A 25644-nucleotide genomic window follows, 5' to 3' on the forward strand; every position below is an offset into this window, starting at 1 on the left:
TGTTCGGTCACGACGTCGGCGCCGGACCGGTGGTGGTTCGCTGGACGAGCTCGACGGTCGGCTGGTGCGCCGGCGGCACGTAGTCGACGCCCGCATCGGTCGCCCGCACCGTCATCGCCTCGATCAGGAGTCGAGCCGCCACGGCGCCGTGTTCGGCGATGGTCTGGCGAATCGTGGTGAGCTTGACCACGCGGGCGAACTCGTGGTCGTCGACGCCGATGATCGACACGTCGACGCCCGGCCGGAGCGCGCGGTGCTCGAGTTCCATCAGCGCGCCGAACGCCATCTCGTCCGACATCGCGAAGATCGCGGTCGGCGGTCGGGGAGCGTCGAGAAGCTCGGCGGTGGCCACGCGACCGCCATCGACGCCGAAGTTGCCGTTGCGGACGTGCTCGTCGCCGAGCGTGATGCCGTGCGCGGCGGCTCCGCCGAAGAAGCCGCTCCGACGGGCCATCGGTACGGCGAAGTTCATCGGGTCGTCGTCGAGACCGCTGATCACGCCGAGGTCGCGGTGGCCGAACCCGATGAGGTGGTCGGCGGCGAGACGACCGACGTGTTCGTCGTCGATCTGCACCGACGGGCATCCGACGATCCGCGCGCCGATCGTGGTGAGCGACACGCCGCGGCGCGCGAGGGCACTCGCTTGTTCGTCGCTCGGTTCGACGTCGACGAGGATCAGGCCGTCGGTGCGGCGCTCGAGGTGGTAGCGGTCGTCGAGGAGACGGTCTCGGGCGTCATGGCTGCCGACGCCGATGACCTGGAACTCGTAGCCGGCCTCGTTGCACACGGCTTCGGCCCCGGCGACGACCGTCGAGAAGTACCAGCCGTTCAGCGACGGCACGCCGACGGTGATCGTCTTCGTCTTTCCGGCCGCGAGGCGAGAGGCGGCGGGGTCGGGGCGGTAGTTCAGCGACTGCGCGACGTCGACGACGCGTTGGCGTGTCGCCGCGGCCACGTTGGGCAGCCCGCGCATCGCCCGACTCACCGTGGCCACCGACACCCGCGCTGCCGTGGCGACGTCTTCGATCGTGGCCCGCGGCCCCGACGAGACATCGGACGGGACATGCGCCGCGGCCGTCGACGACGGGTCGGGCACTGCCGCGCTCGTGTCGGCGTCGTGCTGCCCGACAGGCGGCGAATTCGTTGGTTGCGTGCTCATCGGTGACTCCCGGGCCACGAGTGTAAGCGCTTTCACAAGGCGGGTTCGTGTCGGTCGCCGAGGCACCGATTCCTGTCGCTGTGTGGACAGGGGTGAGTTGCGAGGCCGGGGTTCGCTAGGTTCGATCGAAGTGACCGATTCTGGCGAACATCTCGACGAGTTGATCGGCCGCGACGACGACCTCGCGGGCCTGCTCGCGATCGTCCGACCCGGCACCATCACCACGATCTCTGGCGTCGGCGGCGTCGGCAAGACCGCCATCGCCGAAGTGCTCATGGCGGCGGTCGCCGACCGATTCGACGACCGCTGGATGTGTGAGCTGGCCGCGGTCTTCGACGCGGACTCGGTCGAGTCGGCGATCGAAGACACCATCGGTGCGTTGCCGCACGAAGACGGCACCTCGATCGACGCGTTGATCTCGGTGTTGCGCGGACGGTCGGCGCTGCTCGTGCTCGACAACGTCGAACAGGTCGTGGGGGCGACCGCCCGGCTCTGCACCAAACTGCTCGCCGCCTGCCCCGACCTGTGCATCGTCGCGACGAGTCGCGAGTTGCTGCGAGTGGTGGGCGAGCAGGTCTGGACGCTCGATCCGCTCAACCTCGACGGCGAGGCCCGCGAGCTCTTCGCTCGGCGAGCGCTGCTCGTCGACCCCGAGTTCGATCCGGTGAAACACGTCGACCAGATCGATCACGTCTGCACGGCGCTCGATGGTCTTCCGCTCGCGCTCGAACTCGCCGCCGCCCAGCTCGCGACGATGTCGGTGACCGATCTCGCCGGTCGCCTCGACCAACGATTCCGCATCCTGCGCGACAGCGAACGCACCGACCGACAAGCGACGCTCGGCGCAACCGTCCGCTGGTCGTACGACCTGCTCGGCGCCGCCGAACGGCGGCTGTTCGACCGCCTCTCGGTGTTCCACGGTGGCTTCGACGCGGTGGCGGCTCGCGACGTCCTCGATCCGAGCGATCGAGACCTCGAAGTCGGACACATGCTCGAACTCCTCGCCGACCGGTCGATGGTCGCCCGGTCGAAACGACATCGCGGGCGCTACGAGGTGCTCGAATCGCTGCGTCACTTCGGTGATCGACAGCTCGCCGACCGCGGCGAGCGATCGTCGGCCCGCAGCGCCCACCTCGACCACGTCGTGTCGCTCGTCGGCGAGGCCAGCGCGCGCTGTCACGGCAGCGACTGGCGGCGCGGCGTCGAGCGATTCACCGTCGAGTGGGACAACATCCGAGCCGCCATGAACTGGGCGATCGACCTCCAACGCACGGGCGACGTCGACCGTCTGCTGCGCGACCTGTTCTTCATGAGTCGCTGGACGGTCGAGACCGAACCCGCCGCGTGGTCGATCCGAGCGATCGAACGCGGCGAGGCGACCGACCTGCCCGTCGGAGCGCCGGCACATCTCCACCTGGCGTTCGCCCGCTTCCTCGCCGGTGACCACGAAGGAGCGCTCGCCGCCAACCAGGACGCACTCACGCGTCGGCCCACGCCGTCCGATCGTGGATGGGCTCGCCACTACGGCGCCGTCGAACTGCTGTATCAGGGACGAACCGCCGAAGCAGCGCAGCTCGCCGACGCAATGATGATCGACGTTCCGCCGCGGCCGGTCGAACAAGCGATGCAACTCTCGGCCGGAGCGGTCTTCAAGCTCTACGCCCAACACATCTCCTACGACGACGCCGTCGAGTCGAACGATCGCGCCGCCGACATCGCCCGCGAGTCGGGAAGCCCGGTCGCCCTCGGTCACGTCACCTACAACCAGGGGCTCGTCGCCTACACCCGCGGCGATGTCGAGTACGCCCGTGCGCGCTTCGCCGAAGCACTCGAGATCGCCCGCTCCGAACAGATCGCGAACCTCACCGGGTACGTGCTCGTGTCGCAGGTGTACGCACCCGGGTACTCCGGGCTCGCAGCAGCGCAGGGGGCGCTCGCGTACTGGCAGCGGCACCAAGACGTCGGCAACGAGTTCGTCGTGCTCGAAGCGGCGGCGATCAACCTCGCCGAGATCGGTCGACTCGAATCGGCCGGCGTCATCCTCGGCAACCTCGATCAGGACCCGCGACGGATCGCCTCGTCGAAGCCGCGTCGCGAAGCCGCCGCCGGTGAGATCGCTCTGCATCGCCGCGCCGAGCAGTGGCGTCAACGCGGCGTCGAGATGACCCGCCTCCAGTTGCTGGCGTATGCCGACGAGGCGATCAGCGACGCGCTCAAGTCGCTCTGAGACGCCGGCGGCTGCCGACGCGTCGAGATCGAATGGCGCCCTCGGCAGGATTCGAACCTGCGACACCTGGTTCCGGAAACCAGTGCTCTATCCCCTGAGCTACGAAGGCGGGGCACCGTGCAATGTACTGCCGCTGCGCCGTCGGGCAACACTTCGATCCCGAACCCGTCGCCCGTCGGCGGTCGTGTGGCGAATGTTGTGGGTGGCAGCCGCCTCGATCCGGCAGACTTGACGACGCATGTCGGATCCCGTCGCCACCCTCGCTGCTCTGCTCGAACCCGTCTTCACCGAACTCGCCGGGGGTGACACCGCCGACCCGACCGTCCGTCCGTCCGATCGAGCCGACGCCCAGATCAACGGCGCGCTTCCGCTCGCCAAGAAGGTCGGTGCCAACCCGCGAGAGCTCGCTCAGCAGGTCGTCGACTCGGGGGTGCTCGCCTCGGTCGCCGACGACGTCGAGATCGCCGGACCCGGATTCATCAACGTCACGTTCTCCGCCGAGTTCCTGGCGGAGCAACTCGCCACCGTGGCCGGCGACGATCGACTCGGCGTCGCCCCCGACGCTCGGTCGAAGACCGTCGTCATCGACTACTCCGCTCCCAACGTCGCGAAGGAGATGCACGTCGGTCACCTGCGCTCCACCGTCATCGGCGACTGCTTCGTCCGACTCTTCGAGTTCCTCGGTCACGAGGTCATCAGAGAGAACCACATCGGCGACTGGGGACGCCCGTTCGGCATGCTCATCGAACATCTCCTCGATCTCGGCGAAGACGTCGCGGCCGAAGGGCTCAGCCAGGGCGACCTCGACGGCTTCTACAAACAGGCCAACGCCAAGTTCAACGACGACGAAGCGTTCCAAGAGCGTTCCCGCGACCGAGTCGTCAAGCTGCAGGGCGGCGACGAGGAGACCCTCGTGCTCTGGCGTCGCCTCGTCGAGATGTCGAACGCCTACTTCAACAAGGTGTACACCAAGCTCGACGTGCTCCTCACCGACGACGACCTCGCCGGCGAATCCAACTATCAGCCCCTCATGGAAGGCGCCTACCAGCGTCTCGAAGCCGCCGATCTCGTCCACCCCGACGACGGCGCCATGGTCGTGACCGTGCCCGGCTTCACCAACCGCGACGGCGATCCGCTCCCGCTCATCGCCAAGTCGAGCGCCGGCGCGTTCATGTATGCCACCAGCGACCTCGCGTGCATCATCGACCGAGTCGAACGCCTCCACGCCGATCTCATGCTCTACGTGGTCGGCGCACCGCAGGCACAACACCTCCAGATGGTGTTCGAGGTCTGCAAGATGGCCGGCTGGCTCGTCGAACCGACCGAAGCCGTCCACGTGGCGTTCGGCAACATCCTCGGCGACGACCGCAAGATCATGCGCAGCCGCTCGGGCGACTCGGTCAAGCTCGTCCAACTCCTCGACGAGGCGATCGAACGCGCCGACGCCGCCATCGGCGAGAAGAACCCCACCCTTGATCCCGCCACGCGCGAATCGGTCGCACAGATGGTCGGCATCGGCGCCGTGAAGTACGCCGACCTCTCGACCGACCGGGTCAAGGACTACGTGTTCGACTTCGATCGGATGCTCGCATTCGAAGGCAACACCGGCCCCTACTGCCAGTACGCCCACGCTCGGATCAACCGCGTGTTCGACAAGGCCGGCGTGTCACGCGAGTCGGTGCGCGGGCTGCCCATCTCGATCGACGAACCGCACGAGAAGGAACTGGCGCTGCAGATCCTGGCCCTGCCGACCGCCATCGGCGCCACGATGGAGTCGTACAGTCCGCACAAGCTCTGCACGTACCTCTACGAACTCGCCTCGGTGTTCAGCGTGTTCTACGAGCACTGCCCGATCCTGTCGTCCGACGAACCGGTTCGCTCCAGCCGACTCGCGCTCGCCGACCTCACCGGACGCGTGCTCGAACGCACCCTCGGCCTGCTCGGCATGGGCGCGCCGGAAGAGATGTGAGCGTCGACCAGTGACTGCCGTCGAACGTCATCTGCTCTCCGACAACACCGCGGTCGGGGCCGACGGAATGCTCACCGTCGGCGGCTGCTCGGTCGCCGACGTCGCCGCCGAGTACGGCACCCCGGTCTTCGTCTACGACGAAGCACACCTCCGATCACGCTGCCGCGAAGCGGTCGGTGCATTCGGCCCCGAACGCGTCATCTACGCGACCAAAGCGTTCCTCTGCCGAGCGATGGCCCGACTCGCTTACGACGAAGGGCTGCTGCTCGACGTCGCCTCCGGCGGCGAACTCCACGTCGCCATGTCGGCAGGCGTCCCGGCGTCGGCGTGCACGCTGCACGGCAACAACAAGTCGGTCGCCGAACTCCGTCAAGCCATCACCGCCGGAGTGCGCCACATCATCGTCGACTCGTTCGACGAACTCGACCGCCTCGACATGCTCGCCGCCGAAGGCTGCGGGCCCACCCCGCAGGTCGTGCTGCGCATCACCCCCGGCGTCTCGGCGCACACGCACGAGTTCATCGCCACCGGTCAAGACGACTCCAAGTTCGGCTTCAACCTCGGCAACGGCGACGCCGTCAAAGCGGTCGACCGCGCCCGCCGCTCCACCTCGGTCGACCTCGTCGGCGTGCACTGCCACATCGGTTCCAACGTGTTCGAAGCATCGTCGTTCGCCAAGGCCGCCGAGGTCATGGCGAACTTCGCCGTGCCACTCGACCTTCCCGAACTCGTCCTCGGCGGCGGGCTCGGCGTGGCCTACGTCGCAGGCGAAGAAGCCCCGACCATCACTCAGTGGGGCAACGTCCTCCTCGACGCCTGCGACGCGCTCGGCGTCCGCTCCCGAGTCAGCGTCGAACCCGGACGCTCCATCGCCGCCGCCGCTGCCATGACGATCTACACCGTCGGCACCATCAAGACGATCCCCGGCGTGCGCACCTACGTCTCGGTCGACGGCGGCATGAGCGACAACCCCCGCCCCGTGCTCTACGGCTCCGGCTACGAATCGTTCCTGCCCCGTGCCGTCGACGCGCCACGCGACCTCACCGCCCGCCTCGTCGGCAAACACTGCGAATCCGGCGATGTGCTCTCGTTCGAAGCAAGACTCCCCACCGACATCGCCGTCGGCGACCTCCTCGCCATGCCGGTCACCGGCGCCTACGGCCAGTCGATGGGATCCAACTACAACAAGATCACCCGACCCCCCGTCGTGTTCTGCGCCGACGGCGACGCCAAACTCGTCGTCCGCCGCGAAACCTTCGACGACCTCCTCGCCACCGATATCTATCCTTAGGCGCCCTCACCGTCATCTCTCGGCGCCCTCACCGCAGGCCGACCGGCGAACACGTACGATCGGGCGCCTGCCAGGCTTGGTCGCTGGCGCTCCCGGCGCCGGCGCGTGGCTGGCTTGTTTCCTTTGGACCCGGTCGAAAAGAAACAAGCGGATGTTTCCCTTGGACCGGGTCGAAAAGAAACAGGAGTTCTGGGCGGCGTACGCTCCTGCCCATGAAGTGGATCAACATCGTCCTCAAGCTGGTCAAGCAGATCCAGGCGGCTCAGCAAGAACGTGATCCGCTCGCCGGCAAGACCACCAAGCGTGAAGCACCGCGCAACAAGATCGTCGAACACGGCGTTCGCGTCGAATACACACCCGACCTCGACGGTGATGCCGACCCCGGCGAAGTCGTCTGGGCCTGGGTGCCGTACGAGGAAGACGCCACCCGCGGCAAAGACCGCCCCGTCGTCATCATCGGACGCACCGCAGGCGACCTCGCCGGCGTGCCGCTCACCTCGAAGAACAAAGGCCGCGCCGACCACGTGCCGGTCGGCACCGGAGCCTGGGACCCCAAGGGACGCGACAGCTGGGCCAAGGTCGACCGCCTACTGACCATCGACGCCGACGACGTGCGACGAGAAGGTGCCGTCCTCGCCAAGAACCGATTCGACGAGGTCATCGGCAACCTCGCCAAGTACCACGACCTGGTACGCACCTGACCGACCCACGATTGAACACCCCCGCTGCCTGAGCTACCGTTCGAGCAGAGGGATGGTGATCCGATGGGGACGATGTCGACCCGAATGCGACGGCCAGCGCCGTCGAAGACCGCGCCACAGCGTGAACGTCGCAGCGACGACACCGAACAGCAGGACCTTCCGCGACGTCCCACGGCTCCGCTCGGTCTGACCGGAGCGATCGCGCAAGCGAAACTCGCCGTCGGACCGGCGTCCGACCCGTTCGAACGCGAAGCAGACGCCGTCGCCGACAGCGTCGTGCGGCGACTGTCCGGAGGTTCGAGCGCGGCCACGACCGCGCCCGACGCCGTCGACCACCCGGCCCGGCCCACACGAGTCCAGCGATCGGCCACGATCGGAGCAGCCGGCGGCACGGTCGACAACGACACCGATCGCGCCATCCAGTCCAGCCGTGGTGGCGGCAGCGCACTCCCTGTCGAAGCACGAGCGAAGATGGAGCACGCGTTCGGCGCCGACTTCGGCCAGATCAGAGTCCACCAGGGTGCCCGAGCCGCCGAGCTGAGCGACCGCATCCAGGCCAAAGCGTTCACCGTCGGCCGAGACGTCTACTTCCGCGACGGCATGCCCGACGTCGGCACCGCCTCCGGCCAGCACCTCCTCGCCCACGAACTCACACACACGATCCAGCAGGGGAGCGTGTCGCAACGGCGAGACACCGACGGCGCCGCCGACGTCCGCCGCACCGCTGACACGACGGTCCAGCGGTTGATGCCGACGAAGAAGTGGGTCGAGAACGCGGTCGGCCCGGCCATCGACGACAAGAAGACGCTCTTCGGTGGCCTCAAGGAGAAGAGCAAGCTCTACAAACCGATCCTGGCTCGGCTCCAAGCGGTCGACAACTGGCTTCGCCGAACCAAGTTCGCGCACGACGACCCGGCCGCTGCCGACAAGCAACTCGCGACGTACAACTTCTTCCTCGACGATCTGGAGAAGGCGTTGCTCGCCTTCATCACGCACAAGGGGAAGCAGCGACGCCCGTCGCACGACATCAAGAAGAAGCTCGCCTACATGCAGAGCCTGCTCGGCCAGATCGGTCGCGAGCGCGTCGTGGCAGCCGAATCGAGTCGCAGCTACCAGCGCGGCATCGACATGGGAGCGACCTGGATGGGCGTCGTGATGAACGCGAGCTCGGGGGCCGAACTGGCGGCCCCGGCAGCCGTCGATCTCCGCCACGCGACCGAAGGCGACAGTTTCGGCGGCGGCATCAACCAGGTCACGCAGTACACGAAGAGCGGCGTCATGAGTGGCTTCAAGGAGCAGCAAGGCGCTCCCAAGCGGTCGAGCGAGATGACCGAGATCGAGCAGATGACCGAAGGTGCCACCACTTACGCGTTCGAAGACTTCGACATGCCCTTCGACCGCGACCCGGAGATGGCCAAACGAGACGTGGCGATGGCTCGTCTCGACCAACTCCTCCGAGGCGGCGTGATCGCTCGTGCCGAACTCGCCTTCAAGGGCGTCAAGTCCGGCAGCATCATGGACTGGAGCACCGGCAAGAAAGCGGCCGACGTGAAAGGCCAGGTGCAGGCCGACGACCCCGAGCTGCAGCGCCTGATGTCGCGCATGCAGATGATCGACATCATCGCGATGCAGGCCGATCGCCACGCCGGCAACTTCATGCTCCACGTCGAGAGTGGCCGAGTCGTCGGGCTCACCGGCATCGACAACGACCTGTCGTTCGGCAAGCGGACCGCCATCGACAAGGGCCGCCAAGAGTTCAACCCGCTGCAGAAGTACGTCGACAAAGACATGGCGGAGCGGATCCTGCGTCTCGACCCGAACGATCTCCGATGGGCGCTCGGTGCACTGCTGTCACCCGGCGAGATCACCGCAGCGTTGAAACGACTCGAACTGCTCAAGGTGAAGCTGAAGGAAGTCCAGTCGGCCGGCGGGTTCCTCAACCCGAACGAGTGGACCGCCGAGGTCGCCCGAGGGATGCTCGAAGAGAACTCGATCGGCTACTACGCGAAAGCACACGCTCACCTCGGCGACGGCTGACGAACGGCGTCGGAGCGGTCGGAGCGGTGTCGCCACACGCTGATCTCAATGCACCCGTGGTGGCGCGCTTCGATGCCGTAGCCTCGACGGCGTGATTGACGACAACGGCGTACAGGTCATCCGAATCGGTGTGCTCGGCTGCGGCAACGTGGGAGCGGCGCTCGTCGACCTCGTCCGAACCCAGGCCGACACCGTGGAACAGCGGACCGGACTCCGCCTCGAGATCGCCCAGGTCGCCGTTCGCAACATGTCGGCTCAGCGTGACGTCGACCTCGCCGACGGCGTGCTCACCCGCGACGCCCAATCACTCGTCACCGACCCGAACATCGACCTCGTCGTCGAAGCCATCGGTGGCATCGAACCGGCACGGGGCTACATCCTCGATGCGCTGAAGCACGGAAAGCCCGTCGTCACCGCGAACAAAGAACTCCTCGCCAACTGTGGTGCCGAGCTCTACGCCGCCGCCGACGCCGCCGAGCGCGACCTGTTGTTCGAAGCGGCCGTGGCGGGCGGCATCCCGATCGTCCGGGCGTTGCGCGAATCGCTCCACGGCGAGCCGATCACCCGGGTGATGGGCATCATCAACGGCACGACCAACTTCATCCTCACGAAGATGACCGACGCCGTTCTCGGCGGGGGAGACGGCGACTACGCCGCCACACTCGCCGAAGCGCAAGCACTGGGCTACGCCGAGCGTGACCCCACGGCAGACGTCGAAGGGTACGACGCCGGCGCCAAGGCGGCCATCATCGCCACCGTTGCGTTCGGGGCCAAGGTCGTGGCCGGGGACGTCTACCACGAAGGCATCAGCCGAGTCTCGGGCTCCGAGATCTCGATCGCCGACCGCCTCGGATACTGCATCAAGCTGCTCGGCATCGTCGAACGTGACGCGGAGTCGCACGAAGTCAGCGTTCGCGTCCACCCGACGATGGTGCCCAAAGAGCACCCGCTGGCAAGCGTCCGCGACAGCTTCAACGCCGTGTTCGTCGAAGGCGACTTCGCCGACTCGCTGATGTTCTTCGGTCGCGGTGCCGGTGGCGCACCCACCGCCAGCGCCGTGTTCGGCGACGTGCTCGACGCCGCCATCAACCTGCGGCGCGAGACCCACGGCTCACTCGGTGTGCTGCACGAGGCCAAGCTCCGCCCGATCGACGAGACCGAAGCCGAGTACCTCCTCGGTCTCGATGTCGTCGACGAACCCGGCGTGCTCCACGCGGTCACCGGCGTGTTCGCCTCGCACGGCGTCAGCATCCGTGTCGCCGAACAGGAGGGCAACGGCCCCGAAGCCCGCCTCGTGTTCATCACGCACTCGGCACGCGAAGCCGACGTGCAGGCCACCGTCCGCGAACTGCGCGGCCTCGACGTCGTTCGCAACGTCGGCGGGCTGCTCCGAGTCATCGGCGACTGAGGCGGGAGTCGACACATGAAGTACGTCTCAACACGCGGTCGGGCCGACGAGCTCGGGTTCGCCGATGTCCTCCTCGCCGGCCTCGCCACCGACGGGGGCCTCTACGTTCCGCAGAGCTGGCCGACGCTCGCCCCGTCGCGAGGTCGCACCTACGTCGACCGGGCGGTCGAGGTGATGCTCCCGTTCGTCGAGCCCGACATCGACGAGATCACGCTCACCCACCTCTGCACCGAGGCGTACGAGACCTTCCGTCACGACGCGGTCGTCCCGCTCGTCCAGACCAGCCAGGGTGAATGGGTCCAAGAGCTGTTCCACGGCCCGACGCTGGCGTTCAAGGACGTCGCACTCCAACTCGTCGGTCGCATGTTCGACCACGTGCTCGAGCAGCGCAACCAGCGCGTCACCATCGTCGGCGCCACGTCGGGTGACACCGGCTCGGCGGCCATCGACGGCGTCGCCGGCTGCGACAACGTCGACATCGTCATCCTGTACCCGCTCGGCCGTACCAGCGACGTGCAGCGTCGCCAGATGACCACGGTCGATGCACCGAACGCTCACGCGGTGGCGGTCGAAGGCACGTTCGACGACTGCCAAGACCTGGTGAAGGCGATGTTCAACGACGTCGACTTCCGCACCCGCAACAACCTCTCGGCGGTCAACTCGATCAACTGGGCCCGGGTCATGGCGCAGACCGTCTACTACGTCGTCGCCGCCGAGACGTTCGCCCGACCCGCCACGTTCAGCGTCCCGACCGGCAACTTCGGCAACGTGCTCGCCGGATGGATCGCCCGCGAGATGGGCGCTCCGATCAACGACTTCGTCCTGGCGTCGAACTCCAACGACATCCTCACCCGCTTCGTCAACGACGCCGACATGACGGCGCGCCCGGTCGTGCCGAGCCTCAGCCCGTCGATGGACATCCAGGTCTCGTCGAACTTCGAGCGACTGCTGTTCGAGATGAACGACCGCGACGGCGGCATGACCGACGAGCAACTCACCAGGTTCCGCACGAGCGGCCGCCTCGACATCGAAGCCGACCAGCGCGAGCGCTACATCACGGGGTCGTTCCGCGCAGCAGCGTTCGACGACGACGCGACGCTCGCCGAGATCGGGCGGGTGTACGCCGCCACCGGCATGCTGCTCGACCCGCACACGGCAACCGGAACGGCCGCGTCGAAGCTGTTCTCCGGGCCCGACGGCAACGACGGTCCACTCATCACCCTCGGCACCGCACACCCGGCGAAGTTCCCCGACGCGGTCGAGCAGGCCACCGGAATCCGCCCCGCGCTGCCGGCCCATCTTGCCGATCTCTTCGAACGCGACGAGCGCACACAGACGGTCGCCAACGACCTCGGCGCCGTGCAACGCCTCGTCGAATCGCTCACTCGCTGACGGCCTCGATCTCGGCCAACGTTGCAATACCTCGTGTCGAGCAACTAACGTCGTTGTCGTTCGGTTCTCACCGAACCGCAGATCGGAACTCTCCGCTTCCTGCGAATTTCCTCAGGGGACTTGATGACGCGTGCCGCGTTCGCGTGGCTCGACTCGACCCCTTCCTCTGAGTTCACCTCGCCGCTCGTCTCCACACAGCGGTGAAAGAGAGGCAACGATGGCCGCAGAGGCACTCGAGAAGTCCGCGCTGGATGGCAAGGACAAAGACCAACTCACTCAGATCGCGAAAGCGTTGGGGATCAAAGGCATCTCCAAGCTGAAGAAGTCCGACCTCGTCGAGAAGATCATCGACACCGCGGGTGGCCCGGCCCAGCCGGCGGCCCCCGCAGCCGACTCGGCTCCGGCCCGCACCGACGAGCCGAGCACCGAGTCGCCGAGCAGCAACGGCGCCAGCGCATCGGCCAACGGTTCGTCGTCGAAGGGCGCAGACACCGAGCGAAACCGCGACTCGAAGAACGATGACGCCAAGAACGGTGACGCCAAGAACGGTGGCGGGGACGAACCTGCGGTCGTGCTCGGCGACGACGGCGAACCGCTCGCCGACTGGGAGATCGAACTGCGTGCACAGGGCGTGTCGACCGACACCAGCGGCCCGACCGACAGCGAGTCGGCCACGTCGAACGACGACGCCAAGCGGGACGACCGCCAGGGTGGTCAGAACCGCAACCGCAACAACGGCGACAACCAGGGCGGCCGCAGCCGCAACGACGGCGACGATCGCCAGGGCGGCCAGAACCGCAACCGCAACAACGGCGACAACCAGGGCGGTCAGGGCAAGGACGGCGGTCAGGGCAAGGACGGCGGCCAGAATCGCGACGGCGGCCAGGGCAACCAGGGCGGCAACAACCAGGGCCGTAACCGCAACAACAACCAGGGTGGCGGCAACCGCAACAACAACGACGGTGAGGGCAACAACAAGCGTCGCCGCCGTCGCCGCAAGGGTGGCAACCGCAACCAAGAGGGTCCGCAGGGCGAAGACATCGATCTGCTCGACGACGACGGCCAGCCGCAGTCGAACGAGCCGATCGACGTGTCGGGCTACCTCGACATGCGTGACGAGGGCTACGGCTTCCTGCGCATCAACGGGTACCTGCCGAGCAAGGAAGACGCGTACATCCCGGTCAAGCTCGCTCGCCAGTACGGCCTGCGCAAGGGCGACCGCCTCACCGGCAAGATGCGCCCGGCACGCGGCAACGAGAAGAACCCCGCGCTGCTCGAAGTCCACACGATCAACGACGGTGACCCCGAGGCAGCGAAGAAGCGTCCGCGTTTCGAAGACCTGACGGCGCTGTTCCCCGACGAGAAGCTCCAGCTCGAAGACCCGTCCGACCCGACGAACATGACGGCGCGCATCATCGACCTCATCTCGCCGATCGGCAAGGGGCAGCGCGGCATCCTCGTGTCGCCGCCGAAGGCCGGCAAGACCACGATCCTCAAGACCATCGCCAAGATGATCGAGAAGAACAACCCCGAGGTCGAGCTCATCGTGCTGCTCATCGACGAGCGGCCCGAAGAGGTCACCGACATCCAGCGCACGGTGCGCGGCGAGGTCATCTCGTCGACCTTCGACCGTCCGAGCGACGAGCACGCGGCCATCGCCGAGATGACGATCGCCAAGGCCCGTCGCATGGTCGAAGCGGGCAAGGACGTCGTCATCATGCTCGACGGCATCACCCGTCTCAGCCGTGCGTACAACCTGGCGGCACCGTCGAGCGGCAAGATCCTCTCGGGTGGTATCGACGCCGGTGCGCTGTACCCGCCGAAGAAGTTCTTCGGTTCGGCTCGCAACGTCGAAGAAGGCGGCTCGCTCACCATCCTCGCCACCGCGCTGGTCGACACGAACAGCAAGATGGACGAAGCGATCTTCGAGGAGTTCAAGGGCACGGGCAACATGGAGCTGCGCCTCGACCGCAAGGTCGCCGAGCGCCGTATCTACCCGGCCATCGACGTCGATGCGTCGTCGACTCGTCACGAAGAACTGCTCTTCGATCGTCGTGAACTCCAGATGGTCTGGAAGCTCCGTCGAGTCCTCAGCGGCCTCGCCGCCGATGGCAACGCTGCCGCCGGCCTGGAGTTGCTCATGGACCGGTTGAAGACCTTCAAGACCAACAGCGACTTCCTCACCGAGATCGCCAAGCAACCGGGAATGTGATGCGTCACCTCCGGGTGTCGAGTGACCCCGGAGGGATGATGCCCTCATGAGCTTCCGCGAGCGCGGGGTCGAACCCGCCGATGGCTACACAGCGAACGGCTTCGTCGTGCGGCCACTCGTGCCGGCCGACGTGGTGCTCGACCACGATGCGGTGATGGCCAGTCGCGACTTCCTGTTCCACTGGGAGCAGGATCCCCCGTATCCGCCCGAAGATTTCTCGGTCGACGACAACCTCGCCGACCTCGTGCAGATGGACGGCGAGCACCGAGGCGGCACTCGCGACACGTACACGGTGATGAACGCTGACGAGAGCCAGGTACTCGGTTGCGTCTACGTCATTCCCGGCGACGACCGCATGTTCCGATCGGCCGTGGTGACGTCGCACGACGGCACCGACCTGTCGACCGTCGACGCCACGGTCGCATTCTGGGTGCGCCCGTCGACGTGGAGCGATGGATTCGAACGCACGCTGCTCGACTCGTTGCTGGCGTGGCTGCGCGACGACTGGTCGCTCGAGTCACCGGTGATCGTCACCAACGAGCATCTCGACCATCAGATCGCCACGATCGAATCGCTGGGCCTCACGCGTCGCTTCGCGTACGACCGCGACCAGGACATGTACACGTCGTTCGCCTACGCCTGACAGGGGCGCGGCGGGGGAAGTCTCCCCATTCCGCCGCTCGGGATGCTCCGTCACGATGGCCATCAGCGACCGGGCGATGGGCCGGGTCCGACCGAAACGAGGCACTCCCATGAACACCACGAACATCTCGAACACTTCGATGTCGCGCTCCATCTGGCAAGCTCACGCCATGACCAACCAGGGCGACGACCACGATTCCACGGGAGCGGACCAGCCGCCCGTCCCACCGCTTGCGAGCGGTGACGACGACATCACCCTCCCGGGCGGGCAGAGCGACCCCACGCTGGCCGGCCCGGCCGGATCCGACGCCACGCTCGTCCAGCCGGTCACCCCGGCCACAGCGACCGGCACCGGTGCCGGTGGCGGAGCGGCGATTCCGCCATCGGGTGGAGAGCCGCCGATGGGTGGCGGATCCGACGACCGCGGATCGGGTCGCCCCAGCTGGTTGATCCCGGCAGCGGGTGGCCTCGTCGCCGGTCTGGTCGTGGCGCTCGGCGCGCTGGCGCTGTTCGGTGGCGACGACGCCGATGCACCGGTCGCCACCGGGTTCACGACCACGATCGCTCCCGAGACGACGATCGAACCGGCCGCCGAGACCACGATCGAGCCGGCGGCCGACACCACCGTCGAGTCGGTCGCCGACACGGTCGCAACTCCCGAGACCACAGTGGCGCCGGAGACCACGGCTGCGCCCGACACGACGACTGCGCCGGAGACGACGGTGGCATCGGCTCCGCCGACCACGCTGTCGCCGAACGGCATCCCGGTGGCCACCGAAGGCTTCGTTCGGATTCTCGACCAGGAATACCCGATCCTCCGTGTCTGTCAGTCGAACCCGATGGCCGGCTTCTCCGTCACCAGCTACGCCTACGAGGAAGTGGACGGGTTCATCGACTACGTCGAGCGGTACAACGACGAAGGAAGCCAGGGCGGCGGTTTCGGGGGCGATGGCTACGAGATCGAGGAGTTCGGGGAATTCGGCGAAGAGGGCTTCGGCATGATCGTCTTCCAGGGCGACGGCGGGTTCCCCGTGTCGGTCAACCCGGTCTTCGACGCCGAGCCCGACCAGTGTGGTTCGGTCACCGCCACCGACCCGACGAACCCCGAGTTCCCGATCACGCACTCGATCGTCGACGTGTGCCTCGGCACCGTGTACACCCCGGTCCAGCAGGACGACGGCTCGTTCGACGTCGCTGAAGCGTACGGCTACAAGGCGAACACGGCGGAGTACGGGACCTTCACAGCACTGCCGCTGGCCAACGGTGAGATGTTCGCCGTCGACTACACCGCACCCAACTCGAGCTTCGGTGGCTACGACGACGCGGCCACCAGTGTCACCGGCAGCGACCGCATGGTCATCAGCGCCAACGTGGTCGGCAACGACGGCGGCGCCTACGCCGGGCAGTCCCGTCAGCTCGAGGTGACGATCCTCGACGGCGAGGTGCGTCTCTGCCCCGAAGTGTGAGACATGACGGCGTGAGACGTCGATGACCTCACGCCAACGATGACGACACAGCGACGGCCGGGCGGACTGCCCGGCCGTCGCTCGCGTCTGCGCTGTCGGATCCGGTGAGGTAGATCGCGGCGAGCACCGCGACCGCCAGCCACAATCCGATCGCCACCGCCCAGAGCACCAGCGTCGACCGGGAGCGTGATCGATCGGCGGTCGACGACGGTGTCAGACCGGTCGGGGCCGATGATGTCGGGAGCTCGACTCGCTCGAGCGCGGTCAGACGGTCGTCACCGAGCCCGGCGGCGAGCTCGTCGACCGCCGCCGAGAACTCGGCGGCGGTGGGGCGAGCGGCGGCACGGTGCTTGAGGCAGCGCACGAGGAGCGCTCGCAGCTCCTGCTCGGCATCGGACGGTCGATCGCCGTCGGTGCCCGGCGTGGCCACGGGGTCGAGGAGATGAACGGCGGTCTCGTGCGTGAAGTAGCGGTTGGTGAGCAGCTTGGCGAGCGACACGGCGAGGGAGTACACGTCGGTCGCAGCGGTGACGACGGCGTCACCGCGCAGCTCTTCGGGGCTCGCGTAGCGGTACGACACGGCGTTGGTCTTCGTCGAGAAGTCGTCGGAGGACGCGATCGACGCGATCCCGAAATCGCACACCTTCACCTGACCGAACGACCCGGCGAGCAGGTTCTGTGGCTTGATGTCGCGGTGCACGATGCCGGCCTCGTGCGCGGCGACGAGCGCGCTCGCCGCGTGTTGCGCGACCACGATCACCTCGTTGAGTGGCAGCATGCCGCCGGCTGCGGCCGCTCGATCTTCCAATGAGCCGCCCGGCGAGAACTCCATCACGAGGACGAGTTCGTCGTCTCGCGTCTGCACGACCTCCTCGAGGTTGATCACGTTCGGGTGTCCCCGCAGACTGGCGAGTGCGGTGAGTTCGCGGTTGGCGCGCCGGAGGCGGGCGTCGAGGCTTCCGGTCGACCGCAGCGCTTTGATGGCGACGACCGTGCCGGTCGACGATCGCACGGCCCGGTAGACGTCGCCGAGTCCGCCGCTGCCGACCTGTTCGATGTCGGAGAATCCGTCGACTCTCACGACTCGGTCGACGTGAGTTCGTCGTCGAGCAACCACAGGTCGTCTCTGGTCACGATGCGCGACGAGAGGACGTACTCGACCAGGCGGGCCTTGCGGTTGGAGGCGTGCGACCCCGAGTCGCCGTGCAACCCGCGGATGCCGAGGCGCGCCAACTTCTCGCACACGTTGTCGAGCTTGCGGTTGTACTTCGTGGTCTTCCACCCGATGCGCCGCGCCGCCTCGGCGGTCGTCGGGATGTGCGCGGCGGCGTTGCTGCCGACGCGCAGCGCCGACTCCGCGATCGACAAGACGAGCAGCTTCTGATCACGGGTGAGCTCGATGCGGCCCATGGTGGCGGTGCCGTCGTCGTCGGGGTCCGCCAACTCGGGGAGCTCGCCCACGTCGGCCCGCTCGACGACGAACTCGTACTGCGTCGACCCGGCCTGGAACCGAACGAGCGTGTCGGCGTGCACGATGGGCATCACCGCGCCCGGACCGAGCATGGCTTCCATCCGCCCGTCGGCGTCGGACAGGGTGGCCACGAGCTGCGAACCGGTGTTGCCGATCATCGGAACGCCGTTGCCGTCGACGAACAACTGGAGGAACCGACGATGGAGATACGGGTTGTCGTCGATGACGAAATCGGCGTCACGGCCGATGGTGAACGGCAACCGATCGACGGCGATGGCCTCCCCACAGAAGTCGATTTCCAGCTGCATCCTCGCGTCACCGTATTCGATTCGTCTCGCTGCGTTTCGCTCCTATGGGGAAATCTCCCCATTGCCGAGTCGAGCCGCGCCGATCATGGTGACGGAATCCGAGCCGCGTCTCCGCCATGATCTGAGGAGTGCCATGACCAACGACTTCGACATCCGCACCGAACGGCGCCGACGCCCCCCGTGGCTCGCGCCCGTGGTGGTGGGGCTCGCCGCACTGCCGGTCGGTGCCGCGCTCGCGCTCGGCATCACGGGTCGCGGTGGCGACACCGTCGGCGCCGGCGACCCGCAGTCGACCACCTCCACGATTGCCGACACGGGCTCCACTGCCGACAGCTCCACGACGACCAGCGCCGTCGAGTCGACGACCACGATGGCCGGACCGGAGACCACGGCCGCCGACACCGGCACGACGCTGCCGACGGGGCCACCTGCCGAACGGACGCTGCGCGTCGACGGCGAGACGTTCATCGAGACGTACTCGTGTATCGCGTTTCCGAACTCGAACCCCGATGCCGGGATCGGCGACGCCGGCATCCGAGTCAGCATGCACCTGATGGAATCGGGCAGCGGCGACCGGATCTCGCTCGAGCGGTGGTCGTACGACTTCGGCGGGGCGATCGGCATCTCGCGCATCGGTGGCCCCACGGGCATGGTCGAGACGTTCGACATCAACCAGGTCGAGCCGTACATCGTGCCGATCGACGGTGACGATGTGGTCGTCGAGGTCGGCCCCACCACCACCTCGGGCGACATCTGCGCCACGCTGATCGCTCAAGGCGCCGGTGAGTTCGACTTCACGGCGCTGGGCCTGGTCGACGTGTGCTCGGTGTCGGACGATCTGGCCACCGACCTGGTGTACACGTTCCAGTCCGGTCAGTCGTTGGCGATCGACGGTGACGTCTCGATGGGGGAGACGACGTTCACCGGCACGCTCACTCACGAGGACGGGGTGAGCGAGGTCGTCGACGGGGCCTTCGAGGTCGCCGAATCGGGTTCCACACGTCTCGTCGGCACGCTCGACCCCGGCACGACCGGGGCCGCGCCCGAGTCGTTCGCCTTCGACCTCAGCGCCTCGCCGCGTCTCCACTCGTGCCTTCCTGCACAAGAAGTCGGGCGATCCTGACGTTCACGGCGCGCACGCTGCACCTCGATCGGGAACAACGGGTGGGTGAGCGGGTTGTAGACGGATAGCGTTACTCAGCGCTGATCTTCGACGACGAGGGCGACACGCACATCCAGTGCGGCGATCGGGCACCTCAGCCGTCACCACCCAGATCGAAAAGGAACCATCATGAAGACCGACATCCACCCCTCGTACACCGACACCACGGTCAAGTGCTCGTGCGGTAACAACTTCGTCACCAAGTCGACCGTCGAGGGTGACCTCACCGTCGAACTGTGCAACGAGTGCCACCCGTTCTTCACGGGCAAGCAGAAGCTCGTCGACTCCGGTGGACGCGTCGAGCGCTTCAACAAGCGGTACGGCCGCCGCGAAGGCAAGCCGACCAACATCTCCGAAGACTGATCCACACGATCGTCCGGCATCACGCCGCTCCTGCTCCGGCAGGGGCGGCGTGTGTCGTTTTCGGGTGAGACACCGGGTGAAAACACTGGCGAGCACGCGCCGCGTGACATTACGGTCGTGTTACAGTCGTGTCGGCGGATGTTGATTCAACTTCTGTGTGTGGCGGACCGATCATGAGTATGAAGACCTGTCCGAGATGTGAGACCGGAGACCGCCCGTGCCGATCAGTGAAGAGAGAGTCCGACACCTGCTTCGTCGGACGGAGTTCGTCGACCGGCAGGCCCGCGTCGATCAACTGACCGGCCTCGCGTCGATCGAAGCCGCCGTCGACAACGTGATGGCGATCAGCGCGCCCAGCGCCCTGTCGCTCGGGTCGGGCAGCGACTGGGAACGAGGCCAGAACTTCGTACGCGCCTGGCTCGACCAGATGGCCGGCACGTCACGACCGTTCCGCGAGCGCATGGCGTTCTTCTGGCACGGCCACATCCCGTCCGAGCTCGGCAAGGTCAACTCGGCGCCGTTCATGGCCGAACAGATCGAACTGTGGCGCTCCGACGGCGTCAACGGCAACGTCGGGCAACTCCTCAAGGACATGTCGCTCCAAGTGGCGATGCTCCGCTACCTCGACAACGATCGGAACTTCGCCGAATCCCCGAACCAGAACTTCGCTCGCGAACTGATGGAGCTCTTCGTGTTGGGCGTCGGCAACTACGTCGAAGCCGATGTCGAAGCCTCCACGGCGGCGTGGACCGGGCACACAGCCCACTGGGAGACCGGTGCGTACAGCTTCGTCGTCGAGCGTCACGAGTACCAGGCTCAGACGTTTCTCGGTCGCGTGATCAATCAGAACACGAAGCCGTTCAAAGACGCGGGTTTCCAGACCATCGACGTGATGCTCGGCCTCGGCGACTACGCGGGCGGCGGCACGGTGCCGGTCGGTGCGAATCTCAACCGCTCGACTCGCAGCGTCGCAGCCGAGTTCCTGTCGAAGAAGCTGTGGCAGGAGTTCGGCGAAGCCAACACCGGAACCGTGCCGGACGGTGTGCTCGGCGACATGGTCGACGCACTGCTCGACAACGACTTCGACATCCGCCCATGGGTGCGCGCCATGCTTGTGCACGACGACTTCTATCCCGACACCAACCCGGCGGTGGAGGGCGGGCTCGTCCGCCAGCCCGTCGAGTACATGGTCGCGCTGATGGAGGCGACCGGCCGTAACTCGTCGCAGGTCGCATCGCTGTGGCTGATGGACCAAGCCGGCCAGGTGCTGCTCTACCCACCCAACGTGAGCGGCTGGAAACCGAACGGCTACTGGGTCAACGCCAGCGCCTTCGAAGCCCGCAACCGGATCGCCCTCGGCTGCATCTGGGAGATCTTCGACGACTACTGGTCCGAGACCATCCCGTGGGAGGAGCGCTACAAGAACTTCATCCAGATCAACGGGACGAAGATCTACCAAGACCAGATCGTCGGTGCGTCGCTCGACTCCGACGACGACCCGTACAACCCGCCAGCGCCGTGGCATCCGTTCCTGACCAACGAACAGCTCGTCGATCGACTGCTCGACGCGATGGACGTCCACTACAGCAACGACACCCGGCAATCGCTCATCAACTTCTGCGCATCGCACTGGACCGACTCGCCCGGCAGTTCGGCCAATCCACCCGGCAGTGGCAACCAGTACGAACGCCGTGACGTCGTCCTACTCGCTCTGCTCGCTCCCGAGATGCACATCAACTGAGGCCTGCCATGCTCGATCCCGACATCTCCACCGCCGCAGCGCTCCGCCATCTCCATCGGCCTGCCGAGCCGCTGCCCACCAACCCGTTCCAGATCGACCGTCGCCGCTTTCTGCAGCTCGTCGGCATGGGCATGGGCGCCGGACTGGTCTCCGGGCCGGGCACGTCGCTGCTCGACCTCGCGATCCCCGGTCACGACCCGTCGGCCTGGGCCGCGGGACCGATCGGGCCGAACGACGGCATTCTCGTCGTCATCGGCATGTTCGGCGGCAACGACGGCCTCAACACCGTCGTGCCGATCAACGACGGCCTCTACTACGACATGCACGCGCCGATCGCGATCGCGCCGGCCGACACGCTGTCGCTCGACGCGAACTCCGGGCTCAACCAGCACCTCCCGATCCTCAAGCAGTTCTGGGACGCAGGGCAGCTCGCGATCGTCGAAGGCGTCGGGCACACGCTCGACGAGTTCAGTCACTTCTCGTCGATGGCCTGGTGGATGTCGGGTCGCGCTACCCCCGACATCCCCGACACCGGCTGGGTCGGCCGCTGGCTCGACGGCTACCTGTCGGGCAGTCGCGACCTCTACGCCACCGCCGAGATCGGGTCGTCGCTGCCGCTGCACATGATCGGCCAGAGCAGCGTCGGCACCACCGTGCCCGTCGGCAAACCGTCGTTCGGTGTCGCCACGACGGCCGAAGAACGCAAGTTCCTCGACGCGATCCGAGATCTCTCGACCGGTGGCAACGACTGGCTCGGACGCGTCGGACGTGCTCAGACCGACCAACTCGACATCGCGGCCACGCTCAACCCGATCATCCCCGAGAGCGACGACCTCCCGTCACCCGAGATCGTCGCCAAGCTCGAGATCGCCGCTCGCCTCATCAACGCCAACCTCGGCATGCGCGTCATCAGCGTCGGTTGGGGCGACTTCGACCATCACGCCGGCCAGCCACCGGCTCACGGCGCACGCATGGTCGAGCTCAACGCCGCGCTCACCCGCTTCTTCGCTCGGCTGCACCCCGACTGGGGCAACCGTGTCACCGTCATGACGTTCTCCGAGTTCGGTCGCACGCCGCACGCCAACGACGGTGAAGGCAGCGATCACGGCTCGTCGGCCCCGCACTTCGTCCTGGGCGCCAATGTCAAGGGCGGCTTCCACGGACAGCGGCCCTCGCTGCGCAAGCCCAACGGCGAGCCGTTGAAGGACTGGGACCGCATGGAGACCCACGTCACGACGAAGGACTACTACGGGTCGCTCATCGACGGGTGGCTGGGCGGCGACGCCGACGCGATCGTCCCCGGCTACCACGACCTCGACCTGTTCACGGGTGGCCCGTCGCCCGAACCGACCTTCCCCGGTCAGGTGCTCGGCCAGTACGTCGCGCTCAACCCCACCCGCATCTTCGACACCCGTGAAGCATCGGGCGGTCGGGTTCGCATCGGAGCGGGCCAGACCGTCAAGGTGCAGATCAACGGTGCCAACGGCGTGCCGCCGTCCGACGTGCGCGCCGTCGCGGTCAACATCAGTTCGATCCGCCCGTCGGCCACCAACACCTATCTCACGGCGTTCCCCACCGGTCAGGCCCGTCCCGGCACCGCGACGCTCAACCCACGGCAGGGCGCCGTGGTGCCCAACATGTCGGTGGTCGGCGTCGGCTCCGACGGCACGATCAGCATCTACAACTTCTCCGGCGAGGTCGATGTCACCGTCGACTTGATGGGCTACTTCCGCAAGGACGTCGCCGCCCGCATCCAGCCGCTCACACCCGACCGCATCCTCGATACGCGCGAAGGCATCGGAGCCCCGGTTGCCAAGGTGCGCGCCGGAACGCCACTGGCGTTGCAGATCACCGGCGTCGGCGAGATCCCGACCTCCGGGGTCGAGGCCGTCGTGCTCAACCTCACCTCGGCACGCCCCTCGGCCAACGGTTGGATCACGGCATGGCCGGCCGGCGAAGACAAGCCGCTCGTGGCCAACCTGTCGTACATCGCCGGCGACCTCATCCCGAACATGGTGATGTGCAAGGTCGGCGCAGGCGGCAAGATCAATCTCGAAGCCAGCGCGGGCAGTCTCGACCTCATCGCCGACGTCGTCGGTTGCTTCACGTCGTCTGGTGCGATGTTGTCGCCCGTCGCACCGTCACGCCTGCTCGACACTCGCGACGGCACCGGTGCGCCGCAAGCCCTCGTGGGTACGCAGGGCGAGGTCGAGCTGCAGGTGACCGGACGCGGCGGCGTGCCGTCGGCGGCGAAGGCCGTGGTGCTCAACGTCACGGCCATCCGCCCGAGCCAGCGGACGTATCTCACCATCTACCCGACAGGCGAAGATCGGCCGGTGGCGGCCAGTCTCAACCCCGATGCGGGCAAGATCGCCGGCAACCTGGTCGTGGCCAAGGTCGGCTCCAGCGGCAAGGTCACCATCTACAACAACGCCGGCTCACTCAACCTCACTGCCGACGTCACCGCCTACTTCATCTGATTCGGGCCAGATCGCCCGATCTCTGCGTCAGTTCTCGGCGTCGGCTGGTCGGAGCTCGATGTCGACCGGCGAGAGCGAGATGTCGAGATGGATGCGTGCGGGTTCGTCGTCTTCGGCGGGCCGGGTCGTCACGACGCCGCCGTAGCTGCTCGACAGCAGCACCGGCAGCCGGTGGTCGTCGCCCAGCGGCATCATCTCGCTCGGCGCGTAGGTGTCGCTGTCGGCCGACGTGCGCTCGGCGGCGATCAACCGGCCGTCGGTGAACGTCGCCGTCGAGTAGAAGTCGACCAGGTCGTCACCGGTCAGGTCGGGAGTCACCCAGTCGAGCTGTATGCCGAACTCGACCCGGCCCAGGTCGAGCTGCGTCGAGTCGGCGTCACGAACCGTGGTCCGAAGTGATCCCTTGTCCAACGCCGCGCCCGGTGGAAGCGGCACGAGCTCGATCAGATCGCTGAAGAATGCGACCGACGTCGTGCCGGGGGCGTCGGTCGAGCGAGAGACGTTGATCGAGTAGCCGGCGACCATGTCGTCGGGGCGGTCGTCGTCGAACGCGCGGGTGAGGTCTTCGACACCTCGGACGGACACCTCGTCGCCGGCGCCGGCGCGGCGAAAGTACCAGGTCACCGAACTCGGCCCACCCGCTTCTCGCGGGCCGTTCGCGTAGCTCTCGTCGGCGCGCTCGTAGCCGAGTTCGCCGAGGGCGTCACCGAAGACGTCGGCGACGTGTGCCGCCCCTGGGCCGTTGTCGTCGGCCTCCGCATCGATCGGCGGGATCGTGCCGCCGGGAGCGACGACCGAGAAGTAGAAGAAGTCGGTCGGACCGCCGGTGCCGGTGCCCGTCTGGTTCGAGAAGCCCACCTCGATGTCGCGGAGCACCGATCCGGTAGGTGGCTCGATCTCGTACGGAAATCCCAGGCGTCGTGCGACGGGGAGCGGGTCGCCTTCGTCGAGCATCGCGTCCTCGAACGCCGCAAGCAGCTCGGGAAGCTCGTCGAGACCCGCTGCGTCGACCACCTCGCCGCCATCGCCGTTGGCGTCGCCGCCGTCGTCGTCCGACGACACCGCGTCGGCGTCGCTGGTCACCGGCGTGGAGCCGAGGCAGCGCTCGATCGAGTTCGCCACACCCGGATCGTCTCCGGCCGTCACGATGTAGTCCCAGGTCGTCGCGCCGATGGTTCCGGCCTGGACGTCGTCGGATCGGAACCCGGCCCCGGCCTCGAAGTCGGTCTCTGCGGCGTCCTCGTCGTCGTAGAACGCGACCGAGCCGATGCCCTTCGCGTCGCCCACCGATCCGAGCGAGACGCTCTCGACGAGCCCGACGCTCTCCTTGTACTCGTCGGGGAGGACGAGGGCCGGGTCCTGGTCGGCTTCTCTCGTCACCTCGAATCCGGTGTCGGCCAAGCAGATCGCCACGTCGTCGATCGACGCGACCGCTGGTGCGTTCGCCTCGGCGCCGGGCGAGGAGCCGTCGTCGCCCGAGCTGCCCCCGCACGCAGTTGCGGCGAGTGCGAGAGCCGCTGCTGCGACGAAGACGGCAGCGCGCTGGCCGCTGCCGAGGTTGCGTGAGATGGCGATCATGGTGAGCTCCCGTGGGGTCGTGGCCGGTGGTGTCTGC

The 25644-nt window shown here is 67.1% G+C and carries 18 protein-coding genes and 1 tRNA gene; 14 read left to right on the forward strand and 5 right to left on the reverse strand.

All coding sequences use genetic code 11. The features are described 5' to 3' along the window. Positions 1-7: 7 nt before the first annotated feature. Positions 8-1159 carry a LacI family DNA-binding transcriptional regulator gene (locus tag YM304_RS05150; RefSeq protein WP_051071320.1) on the reverse strand — a complete coding sequence of 384 codons (1152 nt, stop codon included), beginning with the start codon at positions 1157-1159 and terminating at the stop codon, positions 8-10. 130 nt (positions 1160-1289) lie between these two features. Here YM304_RS05150 and YM304_RS22050 point away from each other — a divergent pair, with 130 nt between their 5' ends. Next, entirely contained in the window at positions 1290-3386 is a 2097-nt protein-coding gene (locus YM304_RS22050) for an ATP-binding protein (RefSeq protein ID WP_015440590.1), read from the forward strand. Positions 3387-3419: 33 nt separating this feature from the next. Here the strand turns inward: YM304_RS22050 and YM304_RS05160 are convergent. Next, positions 3420-3495, reverse strand: a tRNA-Arg gene (locus tag YM304_RS05160). Between the two features lie 129 nt (positions 3496-3624). Here YM304_RS05160 and argS point away from each other — a divergent pair. The 9 genes from argS (at position 3625) to YM304_RS05205 (ending at position 16504) form a co-directional block, all read left to right on the forward strand. Continuing rightward, positions 3625-5355 carry an arginine--tRNA ligase gene (gene argS, locus YM304_RS05165; RefSeq protein WP_015440591.1) on the forward strand — a complete coding sequence of 577 codons (1731 nt, stop codon included), beginning with the start codon at positions 3625-3627 and terminating at the stop codon, positions 5353-5355. Positions 5356-5365: 10 nt separating this feature from the next. After that, a complete protein-coding gene (gene lysA / locus YM304_RS05170) occupies positions 5366-6646 on the forward strand; it encodes a diaminopimelate decarboxylase (RefSeq protein ID WP_015440592.1) in 1281 nt (426 codons plus the stop codon). A 212-nt stretch (positions 6647-6858) separates the two neighbouring features. Further along, positions 6859-7347, forward strand: a complete 489-nt coding sequence (locus YM304_RS05175; RefSeq protein ID WP_015440593.1) for a type II toxin-antitoxin system PemK/MazF family toxin — start codon at positions 6859-6861, stop codon at positions 7345-7347. 63 nt (positions 7348-7410) lie between these two features. Next, a complete protein-coding gene (locus YM304_RS05180) occupies positions 7411-9384 on the forward strand; it encodes an eCIS core domain-containing protein (RefSeq protein ID WP_015440594.1) in 1974 nt (657 codons plus the stop codon). A gap of 91 nt (positions 9385-9475) precedes the next feature. Beyond that, on the forward strand, positions 9476-10792 hold the full coding sequence (locus tag YM304_RS05185) for a homoserine dehydrogenase (protein ID WP_015440595.1): 1317 nt from the start codon (positions 9476-9478) through the stop codon (positions 10790-10792). Positions 10793-10807: 15 nt separating this feature from the next. Then, on the forward strand, positions 10808-12184 hold the full coding sequence (gene thrC, locus YM304_RS05190; protein ID WP_015440596.1) for a threonine synthase: 1377 nt from the start codon (positions 10808-10810) through the stop codon (positions 12182-12184). A gap of 217 nt (positions 12185-12401) precedes the next feature. Then, complete coding sequence (rho, locus tag YM304_RS05195; RefSeq protein ID WP_051071321.1) at positions 12402-14396, forward strand: transcription termination factor Rho; 1995 nt, start codon at positions 12402-12404, stop codon at positions 14394-14396. Positions 14397-14442: 46 nt separating this feature from the next. Beyond that, complete coding sequence (locus YM304_RS05200) at positions 14443-15039, forward strand: hypothetical protein (protein WP_015440598.1); 597 nt, start codon at positions 14443-14445, stop codon at positions 15037-15039. 169 nt (positions 15040-15208) lie between these two features. Next, positions 15209-16504: a hypothetical protein gene (locus tag YM304_RS05205; RefSeq protein ID WP_162142037.1), complete on the forward strand. Its 1296-nt coding sequence runs from the start codon at positions 15209-15211 to the stop codon at positions 16502-16504. 28 nt (positions 16505-16532) lie between these two features. On the opposite strand, the gene YM304_RS05210 is transcribed toward YM304_RS05205, so the two are convergent. Both YM304_RS05210 and YM304_RS05215 read right to left on the reverse strand, forming a co-directional pair. Beyond that, complete coding sequence (locus tag YM304_RS05210) at positions 16533-17585, reverse strand: serine/threonine-protein kinase (RefSeq protein ID WP_041298034.1); 1053 nt, start codon at positions 17583-17585, stop codon at positions 16533-16535. Then, entirely contained in the window at positions 17582-18283 is a 702-nt protein-coding gene (locus YM304_RS05215; protein WP_015440601.1) for an FHA domain-containing protein, read from the reverse strand. Before YM304_RS05215 ends, YM304_RS05210 begins: the two co-directional genes overlap by 4 nt. Before the next feature lie 133 nt (positions 18284-18416). On the opposite strand from YM304_RS05215, the gene YM304_RS05220 reads away from it, so the two are divergent. The 4 genes from YM304_RS05220 (at position 18417) to YM304_RS05235 (ending at position 24029) form a co-directional block, all read left to right on the forward strand. Continuing rightward, the gene (locus YM304_RS05220; protein WP_041298035.1) at positions 18417-19406 is read left to right on the forward strand and encodes a hypothetical protein; all 990 of its coding nucleotides are present in this window, start codon (positions 18417-18419) and stop codon (positions 19404-19406) included. A 168-nt stretch (positions 19407-19574) separates the two neighbouring features. Then, positions 19575-19808 (forward strand): 50S ribosomal protein L31, encoded by a 234-nt coding sequence (rpmE, locus tag YM304_RS05225; RefSeq protein ID WP_015440603.1) that lies wholly within the window; start codon positions 19575-19577, stop codon positions 19806-19808. 217 nt (positions 19809-20025) lie between these two features. Next, on the forward strand, positions 20026-21549 hold the full coding sequence (locus tag YM304_RS05230) for a DUF1800 family protein (protein ID WP_015440604.1): 1524 nt from the start codon (positions 20026-20028) through the stop codon (positions 21547-21549). An 8-nt stretch (positions 21550-21557) separates the two neighbouring features. After that, positions 21558-24029 (forward strand): DUF1501 domain-containing protein, encoded by a 2472-nt coding sequence (locus YM304_RS05235; protein WP_015440605.1) that lies wholly within the window; start codon positions 21558-21560, stop codon positions 24027-24029. A gap of 27 nt (positions 24030-24056) precedes the next feature. Here YM304_RS05235 and YM304_RS05240 read toward each other — a convergent pair whose 3' ends face one another. Continuing rightward, positions 24057-25607 carry a hypothetical protein gene (locus YM304_RS05240; RefSeq protein ID WP_015440606.1) on the reverse strand — a complete coding sequence of 517 codons (1551 nt, stop codon included), beginning with the start codon at positions 25605-25607 and terminating at the stop codon, positions 24057-24059. Positions 25608-25644 lie beyond the last annotated feature (37 nt).

Origin of the sequence: Ilumatobacter coccineus YM16-304, assembly GCF_000348785.1 — a bacterium.
GTDB lineage: Bacteria > Actinomycetota > Acidimicrobiia > Acidimicrobiales > Ilumatobacteraceae > Ilumatobacter_A > Ilumatobacter_A coccineus.

What these genes read in the sequence shown, in the direction of transcription:
- YM304_RS05150 (WP_051071320.1), bottom strand. Translation starts at nt 1,159, where the DNA reads ATGAGCACGCAACCAACGAATTCGCCGCCTGTCGGGCAGCACGACGCC.
- argS (WP_015440591.1), top strand. Translation starts at nt 3,625, where the DNA reads ATGTCGGATCCCGTCGCCACCCTCGCTGCTCTGCTCGAACCCGTCTTC.
- YM304_RS05175 (WP_015440593.1), top strand. Translation starts at nt 6,859, where the DNA reads ATGAAGTGGATCAACATCGTCCTCAAGCTGGTCAAGCAGATCCAGGCG.
- YM304_RS05180 (WP_015440594.1), top strand. Translation starts at nt 7,411, where the DNA reads ATGGGGACGATGTCGACCCGAATGCGACGGCCAGCGCCGTCGAAGACC.
- thrC (WP_015440596.1), top strand. Translation starts at nt 10,808, where the DNA reads ATGAAGTACGTCTCAACACGCGGTCGGGCCGACGAGCTCGGGTTCGCC.
- rho (WP_051071321.1), top strand. Translation starts at nt 12,402, where the DNA reads ATGGCCGCAGAGGCACTCGAGAAGTCCGCGCTGGATGGCAAGGACAAA.
- YM304_RS05200 (WP_015440598.1), top strand. Translation starts at nt 14,443, where the DNA reads ATGAGCTTCCGCGAGCGCGGGGTCGAACCCGCCGATGGCTACACAGCG.
- YM304_RS05205 (WP_162142037.1), top strand. Translation starts at nt 15,209, where the DNA reads ATGACCAACCAGGGCGACGACCACGATTCCACGGGAGCGGACCAGCCG.
- YM304_RS05215 (WP_015440601.1), bottom strand. Translation starts at nt 18,283, where the DNA reads ATGCAGCTGGAAATCGACTTCTGTGGGGAGGCCATCGCCGTCGATCGG.
- YM304_RS05220 (WP_041298035.1), top strand. Translation starts at nt 18,417, where the DNA reads ATGACCAACGACTTCGACATCCGCACCGAACGGCGCCGACGCCCCCCG.
- rpmE (WP_015440603.1), top strand. Translation starts at nt 19,575, where the DNA reads ATGAAGACCGACATCCACCCCTCGTACACCGACACCACGGTCAAGTGC.
- YM304_RS05235 (WP_015440605.1), top strand. Translation starts at nt 21,558, where the DNA reads ATGCTCGATCCCGACATCTCCACCGCCGCAGCGCTCCGCCATCTCCAT.
- YM304_RS05240 (WP_015440606.1), bottom strand. Translation starts at nt 25,607, where the DNA reads ATGATCGCCATCTCACGCAACCTCGGCAGCGGCCAGCGCGCTGCCGTC.